At 38.4% G+C, this 19046-nt stretch carries 16 protein-coding genes; 11 read left to right on the forward strand and 5 right to left on the reverse strand.

Annotated elements, in window-relative coordinates; translation table 11 throughout:
• Nucleotides 1-157 precede the first annotated feature (157 nt).
• Both DK861_RS05200 and DK861_RS05210 read left to right on the forward strand, forming a co-directional pair.
• Entirely contained in the window at nt 158-1372 is a 1215-nt protein-coding gene (locus tag DK861_RS05200) for an NAD(P)/FAD-dependent oxidoreductase (protein ID WP_109399432.1), read from the forward strand.
• Nucleotides 1373-1971: 599 nt separating this feature from the next.
• The gene (locus DK861_RS05210) at nt 1972-2673 is read left to right on the forward strand and encodes a pirin family protein (protein WP_109399433.1); all 702 of its coding nucleotides are present in this window, start codon (nt 1972-1974) and stop codon (nt 2671-2673) included.
• A 175-nt stretch (nt 2674-2848) separates the two neighbouring features.
• Here the strand turns inward: DK861_RS05210 and pckA are convergent, their stop codons facing one another.
• From pckA to umoB, 4 genes are all read right to left on the reverse strand, one after another.
• Nucleotides 2849-4468, reverse strand: a complete 1620-nt coding sequence (gene pckA, locus DK861_RS05215; protein ID WP_109399434.1) for a phosphoenolpyruvate carboxykinase (ATP) — start codon at nt 4466-4468, stop codon at nt 2849-2851.
• A gap of 204 nt (nt 4469-4672) precedes the next feature.
• Nucleotides 4673-5557, reverse strand: a complete 885-nt coding sequence (hslO, locus tag DK861_RS05220; protein ID WP_109399435.1) for an Hsp33 family molecular chaperone HslO — start codon at nt 5555-5557, stop codon at nt 4673-4675.
• A 26-nt stretch (nt 5558-5583) separates the two neighbouring features.
• On the reverse strand, nt 5584-5997 hold the full coding sequence (hslR, locus tag DK861_RS05225) for a ribosome-associated heat shock protein Hsp15 (RefSeq protein ID WP_072065031.1): 414 nt from the start codon (nt 5995-5997) through the stop codon (nt 5584-5586).
• A gap of 71 nt (nt 5998-6068) precedes the next feature.
• Nucleotides 6069-8177: a flagellar biogenesis regulator UmoB gene (gene umoB / locus DK861_RS05230; protein WP_109399436.1), complete on the reverse strand. Its 2109-nt coding sequence runs from the start codon at nt 8175-8177 to the stop codon at nt 6069-6071.
• A gap of 353 nt (nt 8178-8530) precedes the next feature.
• Between umoB and nudE the strand changes: the two genes are divergently transcribed.
• Nucleotides 8531-9082: an ADP compounds hydrolase NudE gene (gene nudE / locus DK861_RS05235; RefSeq protein ID WP_109399437.1), complete on the forward strand. Its 552-nt coding sequence runs from the start codon at nt 8531-8533 to the stop codon at nt 9080-9082.
• A 46-nt stretch (nt 9083-9128) separates the two neighbouring features.
• On the opposite strand, the gene mrcA is transcribed toward nudE, so the two are convergent.
• The gene (gene mrcA / locus DK861_RS05240) at nt 9129-11663 is read right to left on the reverse strand and encodes a peptidoglycan glycosyltransferase/peptidoglycan DD-transpeptidase MrcA (RefSeq protein ID WP_109399438.1); all 2535 of its coding nucleotides are present in this window, start codon (nt 11661-11663) and stop codon (nt 9129-9131) included.
• Between the two features lie 115 nt (nt 11664-11778).
• Here mrcA and DK861_RS05245 point away from each other — a divergent pair, with 115 nt between their 5' ends.
• From DK861_RS05245 to dam, 8 genes are all read left to right on the forward strand, one after another.
• Nucleotides 11779-12603: a hypothetical protein gene (locus DK861_RS05245; protein ID WP_109399439.1), complete on the forward strand. Its 825-nt coding sequence runs from the start codon at nt 11779-11781 to the stop codon at nt 12601-12603.
• Nucleotides 12591-13160: a fimbrial assembly protein gene (locus DK861_RS05250; protein WP_109399440.1), complete on the forward strand. Its 570-nt coding sequence runs from the start codon at nt 12591-12593 to the stop codon at nt 13158-13160. The genes DK861_RS05245 and DK861_RS05250 overlap by 13 nt, the downstream gene beginning before the upstream one ends.
• A complete protein-coding gene (locus DK861_RS05255; protein WP_109399441.1) occupies nt 13157-13687 on the forward strand; it encodes a hypothetical protein in 531 nt (176 codons plus the stop codon). Before DK861_RS05250 ends, DK861_RS05255 begins: the two co-directional genes overlap by 4 nt.
• Nucleotides 13684-14787: a type IV pilus secretin PilQ gene (gene pilQ, locus DK861_RS05260; protein ID WP_109399442.1), complete on the forward strand. Its 1104-nt coding sequence runs from the start codon at nt 13684-13686 to the stop codon at nt 14785-14787. Before DK861_RS05255 ends, pilQ begins: the two co-directional genes overlap by 4 nt.
• Nucleotides 14788-15365: 578 nt before the next feature.
• Nucleotides 15366-15887, forward strand: a complete 522-nt coding sequence (aroK, locus tag DK861_RS05265; RefSeq protein ID WP_036914409.1) for a shikimate kinase AroK — start codon at nt 15366-15368, stop codon at nt 15885-15887.
• A gap of 54 nt (nt 15888-15941) precedes the next feature.
• Nucleotides 15942-17036 carry a 3-dehydroquinate synthase gene (gene aroB, locus DK861_RS05270; protein WP_072065037.1) on the forward strand — a complete coding sequence of 365 codons (1095 nt, stop codon included), beginning with the start codon at nt 15942-15944 and terminating at the stop codon, nt 17034-17036.
• 169 nt (nt 17037-17205) lie between these two features.
• Nucleotides 17206-18144: an SPOR domain-containing protein gene (locus tag DK861_RS05275; protein ID WP_109399443.1), complete on the forward strand. Its 939-nt coding sequence runs from the start codon at nt 17206-17208 to the stop codon at nt 18142-18144.
• Between the two features lie 82 nt (nt 18145-18226).
• Nucleotides 18227-19042 (forward strand): adenine-specific DNA-methyltransferase, encoded by an 816-nt coding sequence (dam, locus tag DK861_RS05280; RefSeq protein ID WP_072065039.1) that lies wholly within the window; start codon nt 18227-18229, stop codon nt 19040-19042.
• Nucleotides 19043-19046 lie beyond the last annotated feature (4 nt).

Below are 19046 nucleotides of genomic sequence, written 5' to 3' on the forward strand. Positions count from 1 at the left end.
AATAAAAAAAAAGTAAATTTCTGACAAATTTTTTCCTTGCTAATACGAATTTAGGTGAAAAATACAGATTTCTCCATATAATTTTACAAAAACATGCTGATCTTACGCGAAAATCATTGATTAAGTAGTCAGTAAAAACTAAGAACGAGGCATCATTGTGGGATCATACGATACAGTAATTATAGGTGCAGGTGCCGCGGGGCTTTTTTGTGCATCTTTAGCAGGGCAAGCGGGGCTATCTGTTTTAGTCCTCGATAATGGCAAAAAAGCAGGCCGTAAAATTCTAATGTCAGGTGGTGGACGTTGTAATTTCACCAATATGTATATCGAACCTTCAGCGTATTTATCAGAGAATCCTCATTTCTGTAAGTCAGCGCTTGCTCGCTATACACAATGGGATTTTATTGAATTAGTGCAAAAATATAACATCGCCTACCATGAGAAAACGTTAGGACAGCTATTTTGTGATGATTCAGCACAACAAATTGTTGATTTATTACTTACTGAATGTCAAAAAGGGAAAGTAAGTATTCGCTTACGTAGTGAAGTTACGCAAATCGAGAAAACTGACGTAGGCTTCATTGTTTTTGTTAATGGAAAAACTATCACAACATCTTCAGTAGTCATTGCCAGTGGTGGGCTTTCTATGCCCGGTTTAGGTGCTACTCCTTTTGGCTATAAAGTCGCAGAACAATTTGGCCTTCCTGTTTTACCCACTCGTGCCGGATTAGTGCCTTTTACATTACATAAACCCCAGCTTGAGCAATTAAGCCAACTATCTGGCGTAGCTGTACCGGCCATTGTGACAGCAAAAAATGGGACGAATTTTAAAGAAAATATTCTTTTTACGCATCGTGGTCTTTCAGGCCCTGCTATTTTGCAAATCTCTAGTTATTGGCAACCAGGTGAGTATGTAAGTATTAACTTACTTCCAAGTATTGACCTTGAAAGCCTTCTACAAGAAAAACGTCAAGAGCACCCAAATCAATTATTAAAAAATATGCTTTCTCGCTTATTACCAAAGCGTTTTATTGAAATAATGATAGAAAATAAACAGTTACCTGATATTTCTCTGACTCAACTTAGTAATGAACGCATTACGCAAATTGCAACGTTATTACAAGAATGGCAAGTTCAACCTAATGGCACTGAAGGATATCGCACCGCAGAAGTCACTCTAGGTGGCGTAGATACTCGTGCCCTTTCCTCTAAAACAATGGAAGCCACAAAAGTCAAAGGACTCTATTTTATTGGAGAAGTGGTTGATGTGACGGGGTGGTTAGGTGGATATAATTTTCAGTGGGCATGGAGCTCAGCTTATGCCTGTGCACAGAGCCTTATCTCAACATCAAAATCGACTTTTGTTGAGTAATAATAATTGTGTAAATACTAAAGTTATAAATATTGGTTTTGTAATTCTATAAACTTATAAGCCATATATAATGGAAACTAGCCATCATTAATCAGTGATGGCTTTTTCTTCTGGTATTGCCCTGTAGCGACTCAAAATGCTTTATCCCCCTCCATTTTCTCTGGTTTTTTGCCATATTTTCTCTTCTTTTTCCTATAAATGACCCCATAAAGAATATTGTTAACTATTTGGTTATATTACTATTTTAAAAAATTATTAAAATAAAATAACTCGTTAATCAGTGAGTTAAGACTTTTTTGGCTCTTTTTTCTAATTTGATTAAAAAAAAGGCTTTACAAATGATACTGAGAACCATTATCATTACCATCACTTTCAGATGCACCTCCTTCAGGGTCATATGAAAGAACGACATTGCTCACATTGCTTCCAGTGTTTTACTTTAGCCAGCCGGGTGCTGGCTTTTTCTTTTCTAAAACTTATTCGATGTTTTTATTTTCTCTTATTCAAATTATTTGGATCCTCAGGTTAAATTCCTCCGCTTTTTTACTTTGCGCTATTGAGTAAACTGTGTTCAACAACTTCAGAGAAGGAAACACATTATGATTTATCTACGCAAAGCAAATGAAAGAGGACACGCTAATCATGGTTGGCTAGATAGTTGGCATACCTTCTCTTTCGCAAATTATTACGATCGTGATTTTATGGGATTTTCTGCACTACGCGTTATTAATGAAGATCGCGTAATACCCGGTGAAGGTTTCGGTACTCACCCACATAAAGACATGGAAATTTTAACCTATGTGCTTGAAGGTAATATTGAGCATAAAGACAGCATGGGTAACAAAGAAAATGTTCCCGCAGGTGAGTTTCAAATCATGAGTGCAGGTACAGGCATTACTCACTCAGAATATAATCCAAATAGTGATAAAGGACTGCATTTTTACCAAATTTGGATTATGCCAAATACCGTCGGTATCACACCACGTTACGATCAACGTCGTTTTGATACGACAGCAAGCAAACAGCTTATTTTATCGCCTGATGCTCGTGATGGCTCTTTAAAAGTCTTTCAAGATATGACGTTATGGCGCTGGAACCTGAAAAAAGGTGAAGAAGCACAATATCAAGCCGAAACAGGTCGTCATATTTGGCTACAAGTTGTGAAAGGCAAGATAGCAATTAATGACATTATTGCGACCACAAGTGATGGAATAGCAATTGCTAATGAAGATATGATCCGTTTCGTTGGTGATGAAGATAGTGAAGTTTTACTGTTTGATTTACCTCCTGTAACAGCATAGTTGGGTTATCCACCCTCTAAAGTCACTTTTTCTCTAATAATCTATTTCACTTTATTTTTCTATTCCCTGAAAGCTACTCGCATTTCAGGGATTTTTTTATCTAAGAGATCTCAAATAAAAAAACACCAAAATCACATCCTATGAGATTGGTGTTTTTTATTCATACTAATAAAAATTAACGTTTTGGCCCAACTTTAGTTAACGCTTGACCCGCAGGGGTATCCGTATATTTATCGAAGTTTTTCACAAAACGATCGGCAAGATCATCTGCTTTAGTATCCCATTGCGTTTTATCCGCATAAGTATCGCGAGGATCTAAGATTTCGCTGTTAACGCCTGGTAATGCTGTTGGGATCTCTAAATCAAACACGGGTAATGTTTTCGTTGGTGCTTTATCAATATCACCATTTAAGATGGCATCAATGATAGCGCGTGTATCTTTAATCGAAATACGCTTACCCGTTCCGTTCCAACCTGTATTAACCAAGTAGGCTTTTGCACCTGATGCTTGCATACGTTTTACTAATACTTCAGCATATTGTGTCGGGTGCAGTGATAAAAATGCCGCACCAAAACAAGCTGAGAATGTTGGCGTCGGCTCAGTCACACCACGTTCGGTCCCCGCAAGTTTAGCGGTGAAGCCTGATAAAAAGTGGTATTGCGTCTGTTCTGGTGTTAAACGTGAAACAGGAGGTAGCACACCAAAAGCATCCGCAGTTAAGAAAATAACTTTCTTAGCGTGACCAGCTTTGGAAATTGGTTTAACGATATTATCGATGTGATAAATAGGGTAAGAAACGCGGGTATTTTCTGTTTTCGAACCATCGTCAAAATCAACAGAGCCATCCGCTAAAACAACCACATTTTCTAATAGTGCATCACGTTTAATTGCACCGTAGATATCGGGTTCAGCTTCTTTTGATAAATGGATAGTTTTCGCATAACATCCACCTTCAAAGTTAAACACGCCATCATCATCCCAACCATGTTCATCATCACCAATCAGCTTACGCTTAGGATCAGTTGAAAGTGTTGTTTTGCCAGTACCAGATAAACCAAAGAAAATAGCAACATCACCACTTTCGCCAACGTTTGCGGAACAGTGCATAGAAGCGATGCCTTTAAGAGGAAGGAAGTAGTTCATCATAGAGAACATACCTTTCTTCATCTCGCCACCATACCAAGTACCGCCAATTAACTGAATGCGTTCAGTTAAATTGAAAGCAACGAAGTTTTCTGAATTCAGACCTTGCGCCTTCCAATTTGGATTTGTACATTTCGCTCCGTTCATCACAATGAAATCTGGTGTGAAATTCTCCAGCTCTTCTTGTTCAGGACGAATAAACATATTTTTAACAAAATGTGCTTGCCAAGCAACTTCTGTGATAAAACGAACTTTTAAACGTGTATCCGCATTCGCACCACAAAAGGCATCGACAACAAACAAACGTTTGCCTGATAGCTGGTTGGTTACTAATGATTTTAAGTCATCCCACACTTCTTGTGAAAGTGGCTTGTTATCATTCTTACCTTTCCCCTGATCAGCCCACCATACGGTATCACGAGTAACATCATCACGAACAATGTATTTATCTTTCGGAGAACGTCCAGTAAATATACCTGTATCAACGGCAATGGCGCCTAACGAGGTTTGTGTACCTCGTTCATAACCTGTTAATTCTGGTTTAGTTTCTTCATCAAATAACAGCTCATAGCTTGGGTTATAAATGATTTCACTTGTGTCCTTAATACCGTACTGCTGGAGATCCTTAGGGGTAAGACCTTTAACGCTCATAGTTTCGCTCCTGATAAATAGACCTTTCTACGAATAATATTAAGGTGTTACAAGTAATTAACAGCGATTGTTATCAATATTTTGAAAATTTATAATTTTTTTATGTTAAGAACGAGAACTAATGCACAAAACTAAAGAAAAATTATTGAATAAAAAAGGACGCAAAATAGCGTCCTTTTGATAAAACAGTCTTGCTAAATCGAATCAGTGTAATTCAGAATCATCTAAAGCATTGATATTATTAATATCACTTTCAGTGAAGATGTAATGTGTTCCACAATATTCGCATTCCATATCAATATTTCCCTGTTCTTGCAACAGGTGTTTTACATCTTCTTTAGACAATGTTACTAATGTATTTTCACAGCGTTCACGCGAACAAGTGCAATGAAATTCAACAAGTTGAGGATCATAAAGAGTGACATCTTCTTCGTGATATAAACGATGTAAAATCTCTTTAGTTTCTAGCGTAAATAGCTCTTCAGCTTTGATGGTGTGTGTTAACTGTGTGAGCAGTTCAAAATGTTCCGCTGTATGTTCTGCTGTGAACTCTTCTGAAGCAGGCAATACTTGTAATAACATCCCCGCTGCAGCTGGCTTGCCCGCTTGCATACCACTACGAATAAATACTCGTGTAGGTAACTGTTCTGACTGCTTAAAGTAGTTATCAATACATGCTTCAATAGTTTCACCATCAAGAGCAACAATACCTTGATAACGTTCACCTTTTTCTGGCGTCACCGTGATGACCATAAAACCATTCCCGATCATCTCTTTTAAGCTACTACCTGCTTTAACATCATCCCCAATACGTGCAACACCACGCATTTGTTGATTGTTATTTCCATTGATCACAGCTAATCGCACAGGACCATCACCTTGTATTTGAACTGTAATATCACCTTCAAATTTAAGCGTAGCTGTTAACAAACTGGTTGCCACCAGCAAATCACCCAGAAGGTGTTGAACTGGCTCAGGATAATGGTGATTTTCAAGCATTGATTGATAGGTTTCAGTCACATTGACCAATTCACCACGTACCGCGTTTTTTTCGAATAAAAAACGTGATAAAGAGTCTTTTTTAGACATGATTTTCTCTCATTTCAGGGAATCGGTTAATCCGATTCTTGTAAATTTGTCTGTTTGAAGCGAAGTAAGGTGCGTCTTTCCTTTTTATCTGGGCGACGCTCAGGATGAGGCATTGTTAACGCATTCATTTTTCTTGCCAGAGCCATTTTTTCTCTTTTAGCAATACTCTCTGGTGTTTCACAATAAAGTGCTTGAGCTTGGGTAGCACCTTGTCGCTGTGAACTTACCATAAGAATGGTTACCGTCCGTTCATCATTACCTTGTCGTAGGCGTATTTCAGCGCCCTCTTCAACGATTTTACTTGGCTTACCTCTCACACCATTGTAGTGAACTTTGCCACCTTCAATCATTGTACGAGCGATAGCACGCGTTTTATAAAAACGTGCGGCCCAAAGCCATTTATCTAAACGGACGCCACTTTCTTGCGATGGTTGACTCATCCCTTTCTCCTTAACTTCAACTTCTTTATGAAGGCGATAGTGTAAACACATAGCCTTCCGCAACAAGGGACTTACTGGGGAGGGCGATAAAAACAGTGCTCATAGTAGAGACTGATTTTATTCATGCGTTGGTTATTTTGTCGCCGACGCCGGATGATAAGAAATAGGTTCAATATTAAGAACCCAATAGCGATAAACAATAATAACGTATTACCGATGTAATATAACATCGTCATCGAATCTGGCAGGCTATGTAAAAATATCTGTAACGTACCATTCGCATCAACAACCATGCCCGTTATTACTCCACCCGTATCAAAAGGTGTATGTAATAAAATATCGGATAAACGTTGTAGTTCTCGCCACTGCTCTAACGGAGTAGGTTCAAACACGGAGTTTGAACTTGAAGCGTAATCAACAAGCTGTTTTCTTTCATCACTGATTAACAGCACTCCACCTGGTGGCGGACTGTTTAACAGTATTGCGGCTTTATCTATTTCTCGGTAGATAAAAGAAGATGTGGTGGTGTCGATAAGCTTTTCCAAGGCCTCAGCACTCACTGCACGTAATAAAACATTAGTTCCAGTTAATTTACCACTTTCAGCTCGTTGAACCAATGCATCCCAATCATTGACATTACTTAAGTTAACTAGTGCCATTTTCAGGCGAATACATTCATTTTCTCGTGGACATAAATCCTGTGTTTTCAACACAATACCATCAAAGTTATCTAACAGGTTCATCCCTGATTTAGTGATCGCTTGGCCTAAACTTGGGTTAACTCGGTTATTGGAAACAGGATGTAATTGCTCTTCGACCATATGTAATAAAGCGGCAGCTTTTTCTATCGTGCTCGATTCAGGCATTGGCATTGGATTACTGTTATTCCAGTAAATCCCTGAGCAATCAAAAGGTGCAAAAATTGTTTTATTATTCTTACTTGATAAATTAGGTGGCATGTAGCACATCCCAACCCCTTTCGCTTGGATAATATCCCCGACATGCAAATCAGTTGTTTCCAGCTCAGTAAAATTGGTGACTAAATGAGGTTCTGTATCTTTAAGCCATGAAAAACTGAGTTTCATTGAAAGAGACAGTGGTTGATAAAGATACAACATGCCAATAATAAACAGGCTCCAGAAAACGAAAATAATATTTTTAATATAGCGTTTATATGGATAATTTTTTTCTTCATCATGCAATGAAAGGTAGTTTCCTTGCTTTACAACATGATGATTGGGATACATTTCTAAATAAGTCACCTTATCAATATCGCTTTGAATATAAGGCTCCCAATGAGGCGGATAAACAAGATCAATCCCCCCCAAAGAAACATTCTTTACCTGCCCATGATCAAAATTGCCAAAAAGTCCCCAGCGCTTTAAGCGCCCTTTAAAACAGTGGATTTCTTGTTTACGTGGTTTGATCAGAGGGTTGTGGATCAAAAAAATACCCACAGCAAGAAAAGCCCCCCCAGTCGCCAGGATCCACGGAAGAAAAACTTGGGGCATCATTAAAGCAGTTAAACACAACGTGAACCCTATACAAATAAAAGAGCCATCCCAAAAACCAGATGAGTTATGTAATCGATATTCTTCGTTGGTTTCTTCTCGGATTTGTAATAAGTGAGCCGCATCACCTTCATTCTTTTGAATTGTTGATGAACCATTTGCCAATATAGGTTCAGAGCGCTGTTTTAAACTTAAAGCAGAAAAATGAATTTTTTCATCTTTTAAGAAATGCCCATTCACACCAACAACGATGGGGATCGAAGGGGTACAAACAACATCGAGAACGTTTTCTTGCTGAAGATAAGGAACAAGTAGCGGGGGAATATGGATTTCTACAGCATCAATATAATAACGCCAATGATTTAATCCTTCACTAGAGCCAGCAAAGCGATTGACGATATTTCTTAAAGTCGTAACGACTTCACCTTTAATCGGCATCTCGGGGAAGTTTTGTAATGAATAGCCAGAAGAGAAATCAGAGGTGCCAAAATAAGATAAATAATCACTAATAAGCCCATAGTCATCAGAAGTGAGCTTGCGATAAGTAGGTTTAGCGAGAGAGGGTAGGTGATGTGAGCCATCAAGCCGCCTTCTTTTAAAGAATAGAAAGGCGGCCATTATAAATAGGCTTATCATCAAGATAGCCAATATAATGACTGATAGTCTCATTTTTTCCCCATACTTATACTGATGCTGCGTAGTAACAATAACAAATTTAAAACCCTGCCTAACATAAGGCAATTCCTATTCTTTTGTTCTATTTTTTATTTAAATACAATAGATTATATTCTTTTTGGCGCGTTATCATTTATTTATTTTATCAACTTTATATCCACTAACAACGCGATCTTCAGGTAAAATAGCGGATCAATAAATAATAATATTCTCAAAAAATCAATAAATAACTAGGTTTAGTTGCGGAGTGTACTCAATTTTCACTTAAAAGCTAAATCTAATTGTTAGATTTATTTTGTCATTAATGTGTTAAATTCAGGTTAATCTCTATTCTGCCAGGGGCTGTTATGAAAGAACTTAAAAAACCCAATATATTAAACATTGATAACATCGCCCGTTCTCGATTATTTCAGATCCAATCCGTTAATCTGGAGTTCAGTAACGGGGAAAAACGCATTTATGAACGCATGAAACCAGCAAACCGTGAAGCAGTGATGATTGTTCCGATCATTGATGACAACCTTATCCTTATTCGTGAATACGCTGTAGGTATCGAAAATTACGATTTTGGTTTTCCCAAAGGCGCAATTGATCCTGGTGAAAATGCCCTACAAGCCGCCAACCGTGAACTAAAAGAAGAAATTGGCTATGGTGCCCACTCATTAATAGAAATTGCAAAGCTTTCTATGGCGCCATCTTACTTTTCTAGCAAAATGAACATAGTCATTGCGCATAATCTTTATCCAGAGCAACTCAAAGGGGATGAGCCTGAGCCACTGATCCAAATACGTTGGCCTATTGCAAAAATGATGGACTTACTCGATCACCCCGATTTTACAGAAGCTCGTAGCGTCAGTGCTCTTTTCTTAGCTCACCGCTATCTATTACAAAATAAATAGATAATAAAAAACCGGACTTTAACATCCGGTTTTTATTTTCGATTAATTAGAATAACTCGTTAGATTCGCCATTATCCTCAAAAATCTGTGTTCCTACTTCATTTTTTGCTCTTTCTGTCGGTTGAGTACCTTCAATAAAATATTCTTTCATTGAAGGACCATCACCCGCCAGTTTCCCTGTTTTTCTATCAATTTGAACAGCCACAACACCTTGTGGCATTGGCATCATATTAACAGGTACACCATCTAGAGCCACTTTCATAAAGTCGTTCCAAATAGGTTGAGCTGTTTTAGCCCCCGCTTCGCCACCACTAGCGGCAGTTCGACCTAAACTACGACTACTGTCATCAAAACCAATCCAAGCTGTGGCAACAATATTGGCACCATATCCAGAAAACCATGCATCTTTAGAACTGTTGGTGGTTCCTGTCTTACCACCAATATCTTGACGTTTAAGATCACGAACTGCACGCCAACCTGTACCAGACCATCCCGGTTCACCCACTAGGTTTGTTCTTAATGCATCATGCATTAAGAAAGCCAGTGGTGTACTGATAACGTGTGGCGCATAAGGGCTTTCTTTTACAGTCTCAGCTAACGGTGCTTGTTCTAATTCAATTTCAGGCGTAGCAACTACTGGCTGAGATTTATTAGATTGAGCAACGTTTTCCATATAGTCATCAGATAGAGCGATAGAACGCATGGTATCACCATAAATAACCGGTATATCTGTACAGTCTGGGCATGCTACTTTTGGCTCTGCAGTAAACAGCACTTCACCTTCTGCATTTTCAATACGTTGGATATAGTAAGGTTCAATTAAATATCCACCATTCGCCATCACAGCAAAACCGCGTACCATTTGCATTGGTGTAAATGATGGTGATCCTAATGCTAAAGATTCTGTTCTATCGATATTTTGATTAGGGAAACCAAAACGTAATAGATAATCAGCAGCATAATCCACTCCCATTGCGCGCATTGCACGTACCATCACCACATTTTTAGACTGGCCTAAACCTTGACGTAAACGAATAGGACCGGCATAAGTTGGCGGTGAGTTTTTAGGACGCCAATCGGTACCTGCGCCCGCATCCCAACGGCTAATCGGTAAATCATTAAGCAGCGTCGATAACGTCAATCCTTTATCTAATGCTGCCGCATATAAGAAAGGTTTAATATTTGAACCAACTTGGCGTAACGATTGAGAAACTCGGTTAAATTTACTGATCTCAAAATCAAAACCACCAACAAGCGCAATAATCCCACCATTAATAGGATCTAATGCAACAAACGCCGCATTTACTCCTGGAAGCTGTGCTAATACCCAATTATTTTCGTTATTTTGACGTACCCATATTTGCTCGCCCACATGTACAACGGCATCAACTTTTGTGGGTGTTGGGCCTTGCGAGGTGTCAGAAATAAATTTACGTGCCCAACGCACCGCTTTTAAATCTAGCGTAATATTCTCGCCCGTTTTTAAGATAACTTTGGCTTCTTTCGCATCAGCGGCTAACACAACAGCAGGAATTAAAGGACCATAAGTTTGGATCCCTTTTAATTTTTTGTTGATAGCTTCGTTATCCCATGGCGTTTGCCCTTCACGCCACAGAACTTCTTGAGCACCACGGTAACCATGGCGCATATCATAGTCTATCACATTGTCACGCAAGGCTTTTTCTGCTGCTAATTGATCTTTACGAATAATGGTAGTGTAAATTTTATAGCCATCGGTATAAGCATTTTCACCATAGCGCTCATACATTTCCATTCTCACCATTTCTGTTAGATAAGGTGCAGAGAAATCAATTTGCGGTGCATGGTATTTAGCAACAATAGGCTCAGCTCTTGCACTTTCATATTGTGCACGAGTGATATAGTTCTCTTCATACATGCGCTGTAAAACGATATTACGACGTTTTAAAGCACGATCATAAGAATACAGTGGGTTAAGCGTAGATGGCGCTTTCGGTAAACCAGCAATCACGGCCATTTCATTTAAGCTAAGCTCATGAACACTTTTACCAAAATACACATAAGCCGCAGCACCCACACCATAAGCTCGATTACCTAGATAAATTTTATTTAAATACAGTGCTAAAATTTCATCTTTAGTGAGCTCTTTCTCAATGCGGATCGCCAAAAAGGCTTCTTTTATTTTCCGCATTAATTTCTTTTCAGGTGTTAAAAAGAAATTTCGAGCTAATTGTTGCGTAATGGTACTCGCGCCTTGAGAGGCTTGTCCTGATGTTAATGCCACTACAACAGCACGCGAGATCCCAATAGGGTCAATACCGTGGTGTTCACGAAAACGTGTATCTTCTGTTGCAATAAAGGCATTAATCAGTTGAGGAGGCATCTCCTCCAATGTTAGCGGTAAGCGACGTTTTTCGCCGTATTGCGCGATCAACTCTCCGTCTGCACTAAATACCTGCATAGGGGTTTGTAAACGAACATCTTTTAATGTCGCGACATCGGGTAACTGAGGCTCAACATACTTATACATACCATATATCGAGGCTGCTCCCAAAATTATGCAAGCAAAAACGAAGATGAAAAAATATTTTAAGAACTTCACCTTAAATTTCCCATGTAGTGTGAATTGGGCGGTTTATCAACAAACAGTGTGTAGTATAAAGGTAACGCCTCTTTGAAAATAGGCAATTACTCATCAATAGATATGGATATCTCTTATGGAAACACACAACTATCAGATTGGTATTGAAATTAACACTCATCATATCAATGCAATTTTGATATTTCAGCAGAATAAACAATGGAAAATCAGTACATTTTGGCAATTCCCTTTACCTCTTAATGACGATTTTAATGATATAAAATTAAGAAAAATCCTAATGAGTTGGCGTAAAAATTTACCTTTTATTAATAATGTCACGCTTTCTCTACCAGATAGTTATGAAAGCTATCAAATTATCCCACTGCCTCATGCAATTTCCCTTACATCAGCAGCATGTTATCGATTAGCGCAACTACGAGCCACATCTTACACACAAAATACGAAAATCCCTGTTAATTTTGATTATCGACAGAATAAGGATAAACTCGCCATTCATCTGTGCCATAAAACGATTTTAGATAAGTATATTGACTTATTCTCTCAAATAAATTTAACAATAACGGCGATTGATACCCCTGCATGTGCACTGCGTTATTTAGCAACTTACCTTGACCTATCACCCCAAGATCCACTTTTACACTGTAAAAACAAAACACTACTCTGGGTATCATCTGATGAAAATATGCCTCATTACGGTACTCTCACCTATGAAAACCAACAAGAGCAACAAACTTGTATTTACCAGTTAGTAGAAAAATATCATTGGTCACTAAAACAGTGTTACTTAGCAGGCGATAACGAAGAATATTTTAGCCAGTTGATGCCTATTTGGCCCAATCGTTCCCACAGCTTATTTGAAACAACGTCAGATAAAGATCTCATTCCACTTGTTGCATTGGGTTTAGCATTACGCCCTGAAGAGGTGTTATGTATCAAATAAATTATCTCCCTTGGCGCCACAATTTATTTAAACAAAAAGCATTGTTATGGCTTTATCAAACGCTATCATTGGTCACAATCACTTTCGTTGTATGTAGCTATTACACCTACCATTTGGCACAAAAACGAACACTCATAACAGCGCAACAGCACCAGACTCAACAACAAGAAGATTTATTACTAAAACAACTCGATATATATCAAAAACAGAAAAAACAGACACTTTTACGCTATCAACACTATTCACTCTATTATCAAAACTGGTTACGCTATTTACATTACATTCGCTTCTTTCGAGCTATCGAAACGCATCTTCCCGCAACCGGTTGGATTAGCCACTATGATGAGGCAGATAATCAACGTTCACTGCATCTCACTCTTCCCAATACACAATCACTCTCTTTTATTACCAACCTTAAAAGCCACCCTGTTTTAGCCTCTTTAGCGTTGAATTATTTACAACAAAGCAAAACTGATCCGTCTTACACAGAAGTACATTTAAACGGAAAATTAGAAAAACAAGAGCAATGGAGTGAAGAAGATGGGGAACATCCATGAAAATAAATGCACAATGGTTGTTACTTATTGCGTTTTTACCTAAGTGGAAACTCACTTTACTAAGCTTAATTATACCTTTTATTACCCTGCTAGTTTATTACCTCTTTATCTACACGGACTACCAGCAAGAAATAACCCAACAACACGTAGAAATGGCTCAAAGACGAAAGCGAATAGATCATCATCAAAACACGTTAAACACAATGCCATCAATTAATTCACTAATCACACAACAAATAGATTATGACATTCCATTCGATAACTCACCGGTTAGTGAGCAATTACAACGCTTACTGATGACTTATCATTTTATACCAGAAATTTGGGAAAACACGCCCAACTCGTTATATAAACTCACATTTACTTTGTCTTATTCTCAGTTTTTAACACTGTTGGAATGCCTCAATCAAACAAGTTTAGCACTTATTTCTCTGAATATTTTTCCAATAGAAAACCATCTAATTTCAGTACAAATGAGCCTTATAGAACTAAGTTATCCTCACACAATACAGGATGATATATCATGAAAATAGGTATTTTAATCGCCATATTATCTATGACAACTACCATTTGGGCTCACACCCGAGATCCCTTTTTTCCTCAGAATATCAATAATGAAAAGATATCATCTACCTTTATTGAAGAACGAACATCAGCGACAGAGCAATCTGAAGAATTGCATCACCAACTTTATCCTTTAAATTATGCTGATGCTGAGAGACTAGGTGAGCAACTCACTAATCACACTATTCCATTACTGAGTCAGCAAGGGCGGGTTATTATTGATAGAGAAGCGAATAGTCTTTTAATTATTGATAATAGTAAAACACTGTCTGAAATAGAAGATTGGCTAAAACTACGGGACACCCCACAACAACAAGTTCATATCACAGCGCATATTGTCAGTAGCAGTCAGGATGCTTTAAATGAATTAGGCACTCAATGGGGGTTACAAGCATTAAAAACACAAACCGAAGCAACATCTACAACAGTATCTAATACGATTTCAGCAACCTCCTCACTTAATTCGGCGCTATCAACACCTTCACTCTCTGCATTATCACTCCATCAAAACACCAAAAATCCCCTTCACTATATTGCATTCAACATTGCCAGAATCAATGGACGCCTATTAGAGCTTGAATTAAGCGCGTTAGAACAAGAGAAACAATTATCTATTATTGCAAGTCCACGGCTAACAACCGCTCATGAAAAAACAGCATCCATAAAACAAGGAACGGAGATCCCCTATGTCAGTCGAGATAATGAAATTACACAAGTTCAATTTAAAGAGGCTGTCTTGGGTATGGAAGTCACTCCCATTATTCAAAGAAATAAAAAGATAAGGTTAATACTTAAAATTAGTCAAAACACACCGGGCATTGCACTTGTTCAAAGTGGAAGTGAACATCTGTCTATTGATAAACAAGAGATCAGCACAGAAGTGGCGATTCGTGATGGAGAAACCATTATGTTAGGAGGTATATTTCAGCAGAAACAGCAAGAACACACGGCAAAGATACCCTTCTTATCCTCGATTCCTTTACTTGGCGTACTTTTCAGTCATAAAAGAGATCAACACAGTCGTCATGAATTGGTTATTTTTATTACACCCAAATTAATCTAATTATTTATGTGAAAAATAATTTTCTTATTAAATACAATTAATTATATGTTTTTTACTAAGATTAAATTGAGAGTTATTCATTGTTTTTTCTTATAATCTGTATTTATAGATTTGACGATGAGGACGATTTAGCTTACAAGGGTTAGCTAATTTGAGTGAGCCTGAAACATCACAATAAAAATACGGATACATTTTATGCACTTCCTCTATTCTTGGAGGTAGGGCTTTTTATATGTAATATTGATCGCTTGATGACGAAAAAGACAATATTATCAGATGCGGTTTTCCGACTAAATTGTGTTAGAATCTCCGCATTGCCAACAAAGATAATTACTTTTTAGTAGTTTTTGTTATGTACTGTGGGCAAAGGGATTTTTATCCTATGTTGTCACTTATGACAGCATGTGGTTATTTTATAGCGATCTACTGAAAGAACTCAGTCTTATTATGAGAGTAGATAACAAATGTTATCAGGCGTGAATTAGATAAACACTCATAAATTTCAGTTTAGGTCCCGTCGCTGAATGAATTTGGCGGGGCGGGTTATCATTAACGAATATCTTAGTAATACCAAAAACATGGCAGAGAAACGTAATATCTTTCTGGTTGGGCCTATGGGTGCCGGCAAAAGCACTATTGGTCGTCAGTTAGCTCAACAACTTAGTATGGAGTTTTATGATTCCGATCAGGAAATTGAGCGGCGTACAGGTGCGGATGTAGGTTGGGTATTTGATGTTGAAGGCGAAGAAGGCTTCCGTCAACGAGAAGAGAAAATAATCAACGAACTTACTGAAAAACAAGGCATTGTACTTGCAACAGGTGGTGGTTCGGTGAAATCGCGAGAAACCCGTAACAGACTATCTGCACGTGGTGTGGTTGTTTATTTAGAAACCAACATTGAAAAACAACTCGCTCGTACCCAACGTGATAAAAAACGTCCTTTATTGCAAGGTGTTGAACCTGTGCGTGATGTCTTAGAGACATTAGCTGAAGAACGTAATCCTCTTTATGAAGAGATTGCTGACATCACTATTCATACTGATGATCAGAGTGCAAAAATTGTAGCCAATCAAATAATTGAATTATTAGAACAAAACTAATACATTCAGCTATTTATAAGGTTAAGTAAAGACAATAAGAAAAAGGCCACTGTTATGGAAAAAATCACTGTCACATTAGGTGAAAGAAGCTATCCCATTACCATCGCTTCTGGCCTTTTTCATCAAGAAGATACCTTTTTACCATTAAAGTCAGGGCAGCAAGTGATGATCGTCACAAACGTGACGCTTGCTCCACTCTATTTAGAAAAGGTAACAGACACCTTAAAAAAACAAGGTGTTTTGGTTGATAGCGTAATTTTGCCTGATGGCGAACAATATAAATCGCTTGAGATCATGAATGATGTCTTTACTGCATTATTAGAAAAAAATCACAATCGAGATACAACACTTATCGCATTAGGCGGTGGTGTTATTGGTGATCTAACTGGTTTTGCTGCAGCAAGCTATCAACGTGGTGTTCGCTTTATCCAAGTACCAACAACACTATTGTCACAAGTCGATTCTTCTGTAGGTGGAAAAACCGCGGTTAATCATCCTCTTGGCAAAAATATGATTGGTGCGTTTTATCAGCCCGCTTCTGTGGTTATCGATCTCGATTGTCTTGCCACATTACCACCTCGAGAGCTTTCATCGGGTTTAGCTGAAGTTATTAAATATGGCATCATTTTAGATAAAGACTTTTTTATCTGGCTTGAAAATAATATTGATAAACTCTTAGCTCTTGATCCTAAAGCCATGGCATTTTGTATCCGTCGTTGCTGTGAGCTAAAAGCTGACGTTGTTGCCGCTGATGAAAAAGAAACAAGTGGTTTGCGCGCACTACTCAACCTTGGCCATACCTATGGACACGCCATTGAAGCGCATATGGGATATGGTGTTTGGTTGCATGGTGAAGCCGTTGCCGCAGGCATGGTAATGGCGGCAAGGACATCTCAAGCACTTGGTCAATTCACTGAAGAAGAGACTCAACGTGTTATTCAATTGCTTGAGAAAGCCAACCTCCCCGTCAATGGCCCTATTGAAATGACACCTGATGACTATTTACCTCATATGATGAGAGATAAAAAAGTATCTGGTGGCAAATTACACCTTGTTTTACCAAAAGGTATCGGTCAATCCGAATTACGTGCCGATATTACTCGCGAACAAGTCCACAAAGCGATAACATCTTGCATTAATGCAAATTAAGCACCCCATTACCTGACCAGAAATAAACCAGAATATTCATTTAAGGAAAATTCTGGTTAATATTGTCAAATGCAACGTTTCAGAAAAAGCGTTTCATCCTTATACTATGAGGTAATGGCTAAGCTGAATAGAATATTTTTCGCTTTTTGACGCTCTGACGGAGGGCATAATGGACGAGTTCAAACCTGATAATGAAACCAAGGGTAATAATTCACTCAAACCTGATACATCGGATAGGCCTGAACGTCGAACCAATCGACCTCGTAGCAATCCATTAAAAAATGCTCGATTCTCTGTATCCCGTCAACAGATGATGATTGGTGTCGGTGTTTTAGTCCTGATTCTGCTAATTATCGCAATAAGCTCAGCATTAAAATCACCAGAAACAACTGAACCAGCGCCTTCAACCAATACAGAAAGAAATATCGATCTATCTCAACAACCGTCATCCGTTACGCCTTCAGAAAATGGTCAGCCATCGACTCCTCAATCTATTTCTGGGCAAGAGATACAGCCAGCAACACCACCTTCACAAAACTTACCACCAATGATTGACTCACAAGGTCAACGTGTTGAGATCCCTGGAGATATCGTTGATTCTTTAAATCAACAACAAGCGGGCATCAATCAAGCGGCTAATCAGCAATTAAACGCACAACAACCAAAACCGGAACAACCTGTTACACAAGCCCCCGTCACCAAACCAGTACAACCCGTACAGAAACCGGCTGAAGTAAAAACACCACCGACAAAACCAGTAACACCACCAGCAACAACGCAACCTAAACCAGCAACAACTAAATCGGTTGTTTCAGGCTCATTATCTGCTGGCAATTTAAATTCTATTCCAGCTGCAAATTATACATTGCAATTAAGTGGCGCAAGTCGCCAAGATACCTTAGAAGCTTTCGCTAAAAAGAACCTAAATGGAAACTACGCTATCTATAAAACTCAGCGTAATGGTAACCCTTGGTATGTACTCATCTATGGTAACTATCGTAATATAAGCGAAGCTAAACAGGCTGTTTCTTCATTACCAGCACCGGTACAAGCGAAACAACCATGGGTTAGACCGATGAAACATGTTCATCAGGATCTAAAAAAATAATTAAGACGAGGTTCACCGCTGATATGCTGTCTGAAACAGAGTACAATCGGCGACTCTGAAACGATTGAGAAATTTGGACGGCATGAAAAAAAAACGCGCATTCCTAAAATGGGCTGGTGGTAAATATCCTTTGGTAGATGACATTAAACGTCATCTGCCTGAGGGTAATTGTTTAATTGAACCTTTTATGGGTGCCGGTTCTGTTTTTCTAAATACAGAATACGATTCATATATTCTTGCCGATATAAATAGTGATCTAATTCATCTCTATAACACGGTAAAGCAATATCCTGAAAAATTTATGAAGGATGCCCGCTTATTATTTACCCCTCAAATGAATATCGCAGAGGAATTTTATCAACTACGACAAGAGTTTAATCGCTCAACTGATCCTTATCAGCGTAGTGTCCTATTTCTCTATCTTAACCGTCATTGCTACAATGGGTTATGTCGTTATAATTCCAAAGGTGAATATAACGTCCCTTTTGGCCGTTACAAAAAACCTTATTTTCCTGAAATAGAGTTAATTTGGTTTTCTGAAAAAGCACAAAAAGCCGAATTTGTTTGCCAAAGCTATTCATCAACGATGACTAATGCAGAAAAAGGTGCTGTCGTTTATTGCGATCCGCCTTATGCGCCATTATCACCGACTGCAAATTTCACGTCATACCATACAAATAGCTTTAGTTTTCAAGAGCAAGAACATCTGGCTCAACTTGCCTCAATGCTGGCTTACGAGAGACAGATACCCGTGTTAATATCAAACCATGAGACTGCATTGACAAAAACGTGGTATGTGAACGCAAAAGAGCTACACAGTGTGAAAGTCCGAAGAACAATCAGTAGCAACACACTTGGTCGTAGCAAAGTGAACGAATTACTTGCCTTATATAAATAATCGT

This window comes from Proteus sp. TJ1640, from assembly GCF_003144445.1.
In the GTDB taxonomy this organism is placed as follows: Bacteria; Pseudomonadota; Gammaproteobacteria; order Enterobacterales; family Enterobacteriaceae; genus Proteus; species Proteus penneri.

What these genes read in the sequence shown, in the direction of transcription:
- DK861_RS05210 (WP_109399433.1), top strand. Translation starts at nt 1,972, where the DNA reads ATGATTTATCTACGCAAAGCAAATGAAAGAGGACACGCTAATCATGGT.
- pckA (WP_109399434.1), bottom strand. Translation starts at nt 4,468, where the DNA reads ATGAGCGTTAAAGGTCTTACCCCTAAGGATCTCCAGCAGTACGGTATT.
- hslO (WP_109399435.1), bottom strand. Translation starts at nt 5,557, where the DNA reads ATGTCTAAAAAAGACTCTTTATCACGTTTTTTATTCGAAAAAAACGCG.
- hslR (WP_072065031.1), bottom strand. Translation starts at nt 5,997, where the DNA reads ATGAGTCAACCATCGCAAGAAAGTGGCGTCCGTTTAGATAAATGGCTT.
- umoB (WP_109399436.1), bottom strand. Translation starts at nt 8,177, where the DNA reads ATGAGACTATCAGTCATTATATTGGCTATCTTGATGATAAGCCTATTT.
- nudE (WP_109399437.1), top strand. Translation starts at nt 8,531, where the DNA reads ATGAAAGAACTTAAAAAACCCAATATATTAAACATTGATAACATCGCC.
- DK861_RS05245 (WP_109399439.1), top strand. Translation starts at nt 11,779, where the DNA reads ATGGAAACACACAACTATCAGATTGGTATTGAAATTAACACTCATCAT.
- DK861_RS05250 (WP_109399440.1), top strand. Translation starts at nt 12,591, where the DNA reads ATGTATCAAATAAATTATCTCCCTTGGCGCCACAATTTATTTAAACAA.
- DK861_RS05255 (WP_109399441.1), top strand. Translation starts at nt 13,157, where the DNA reads ATGAAAATAAATGCACAATGGTTGTTACTTATTGCGTTTTTACCTAAG.
- pilQ (WP_109399442.1), top strand. Translation starts at nt 13,684, where the DNA reads ATGAAAATAGGTATTTTAATCGCCATATTATCTATGACAACTACCATT.
- aroK (WP_036914409.1), top strand. Translation starts at nt 15,366, where the DNA reads ATGGCAGAGAAACGTAATATCTTTCTGGTTGGGCCTATGGGTGCCGGC.
- aroB (WP_072065037.1), top strand. Translation starts at nt 15,942, where the DNA reads ATGGAAAAAATCACTGTCACATTAGGTGAAAGAAGCTATCCCATTACC.
- DK861_RS05275 (WP_109399443.1), top strand. Translation starts at nt 17,206, where the DNA reads ATGGACGAGTTCAAACCTGATAATGAAACCAAGGGTAATAATTCACTC.
- dam (WP_072065039.1), top strand. Translation starts at nt 18,227, where the DNA reads ATGAAAAAAAAACGCGCATTCCTAAAATGGGCTGGTGGTAAATATCCT.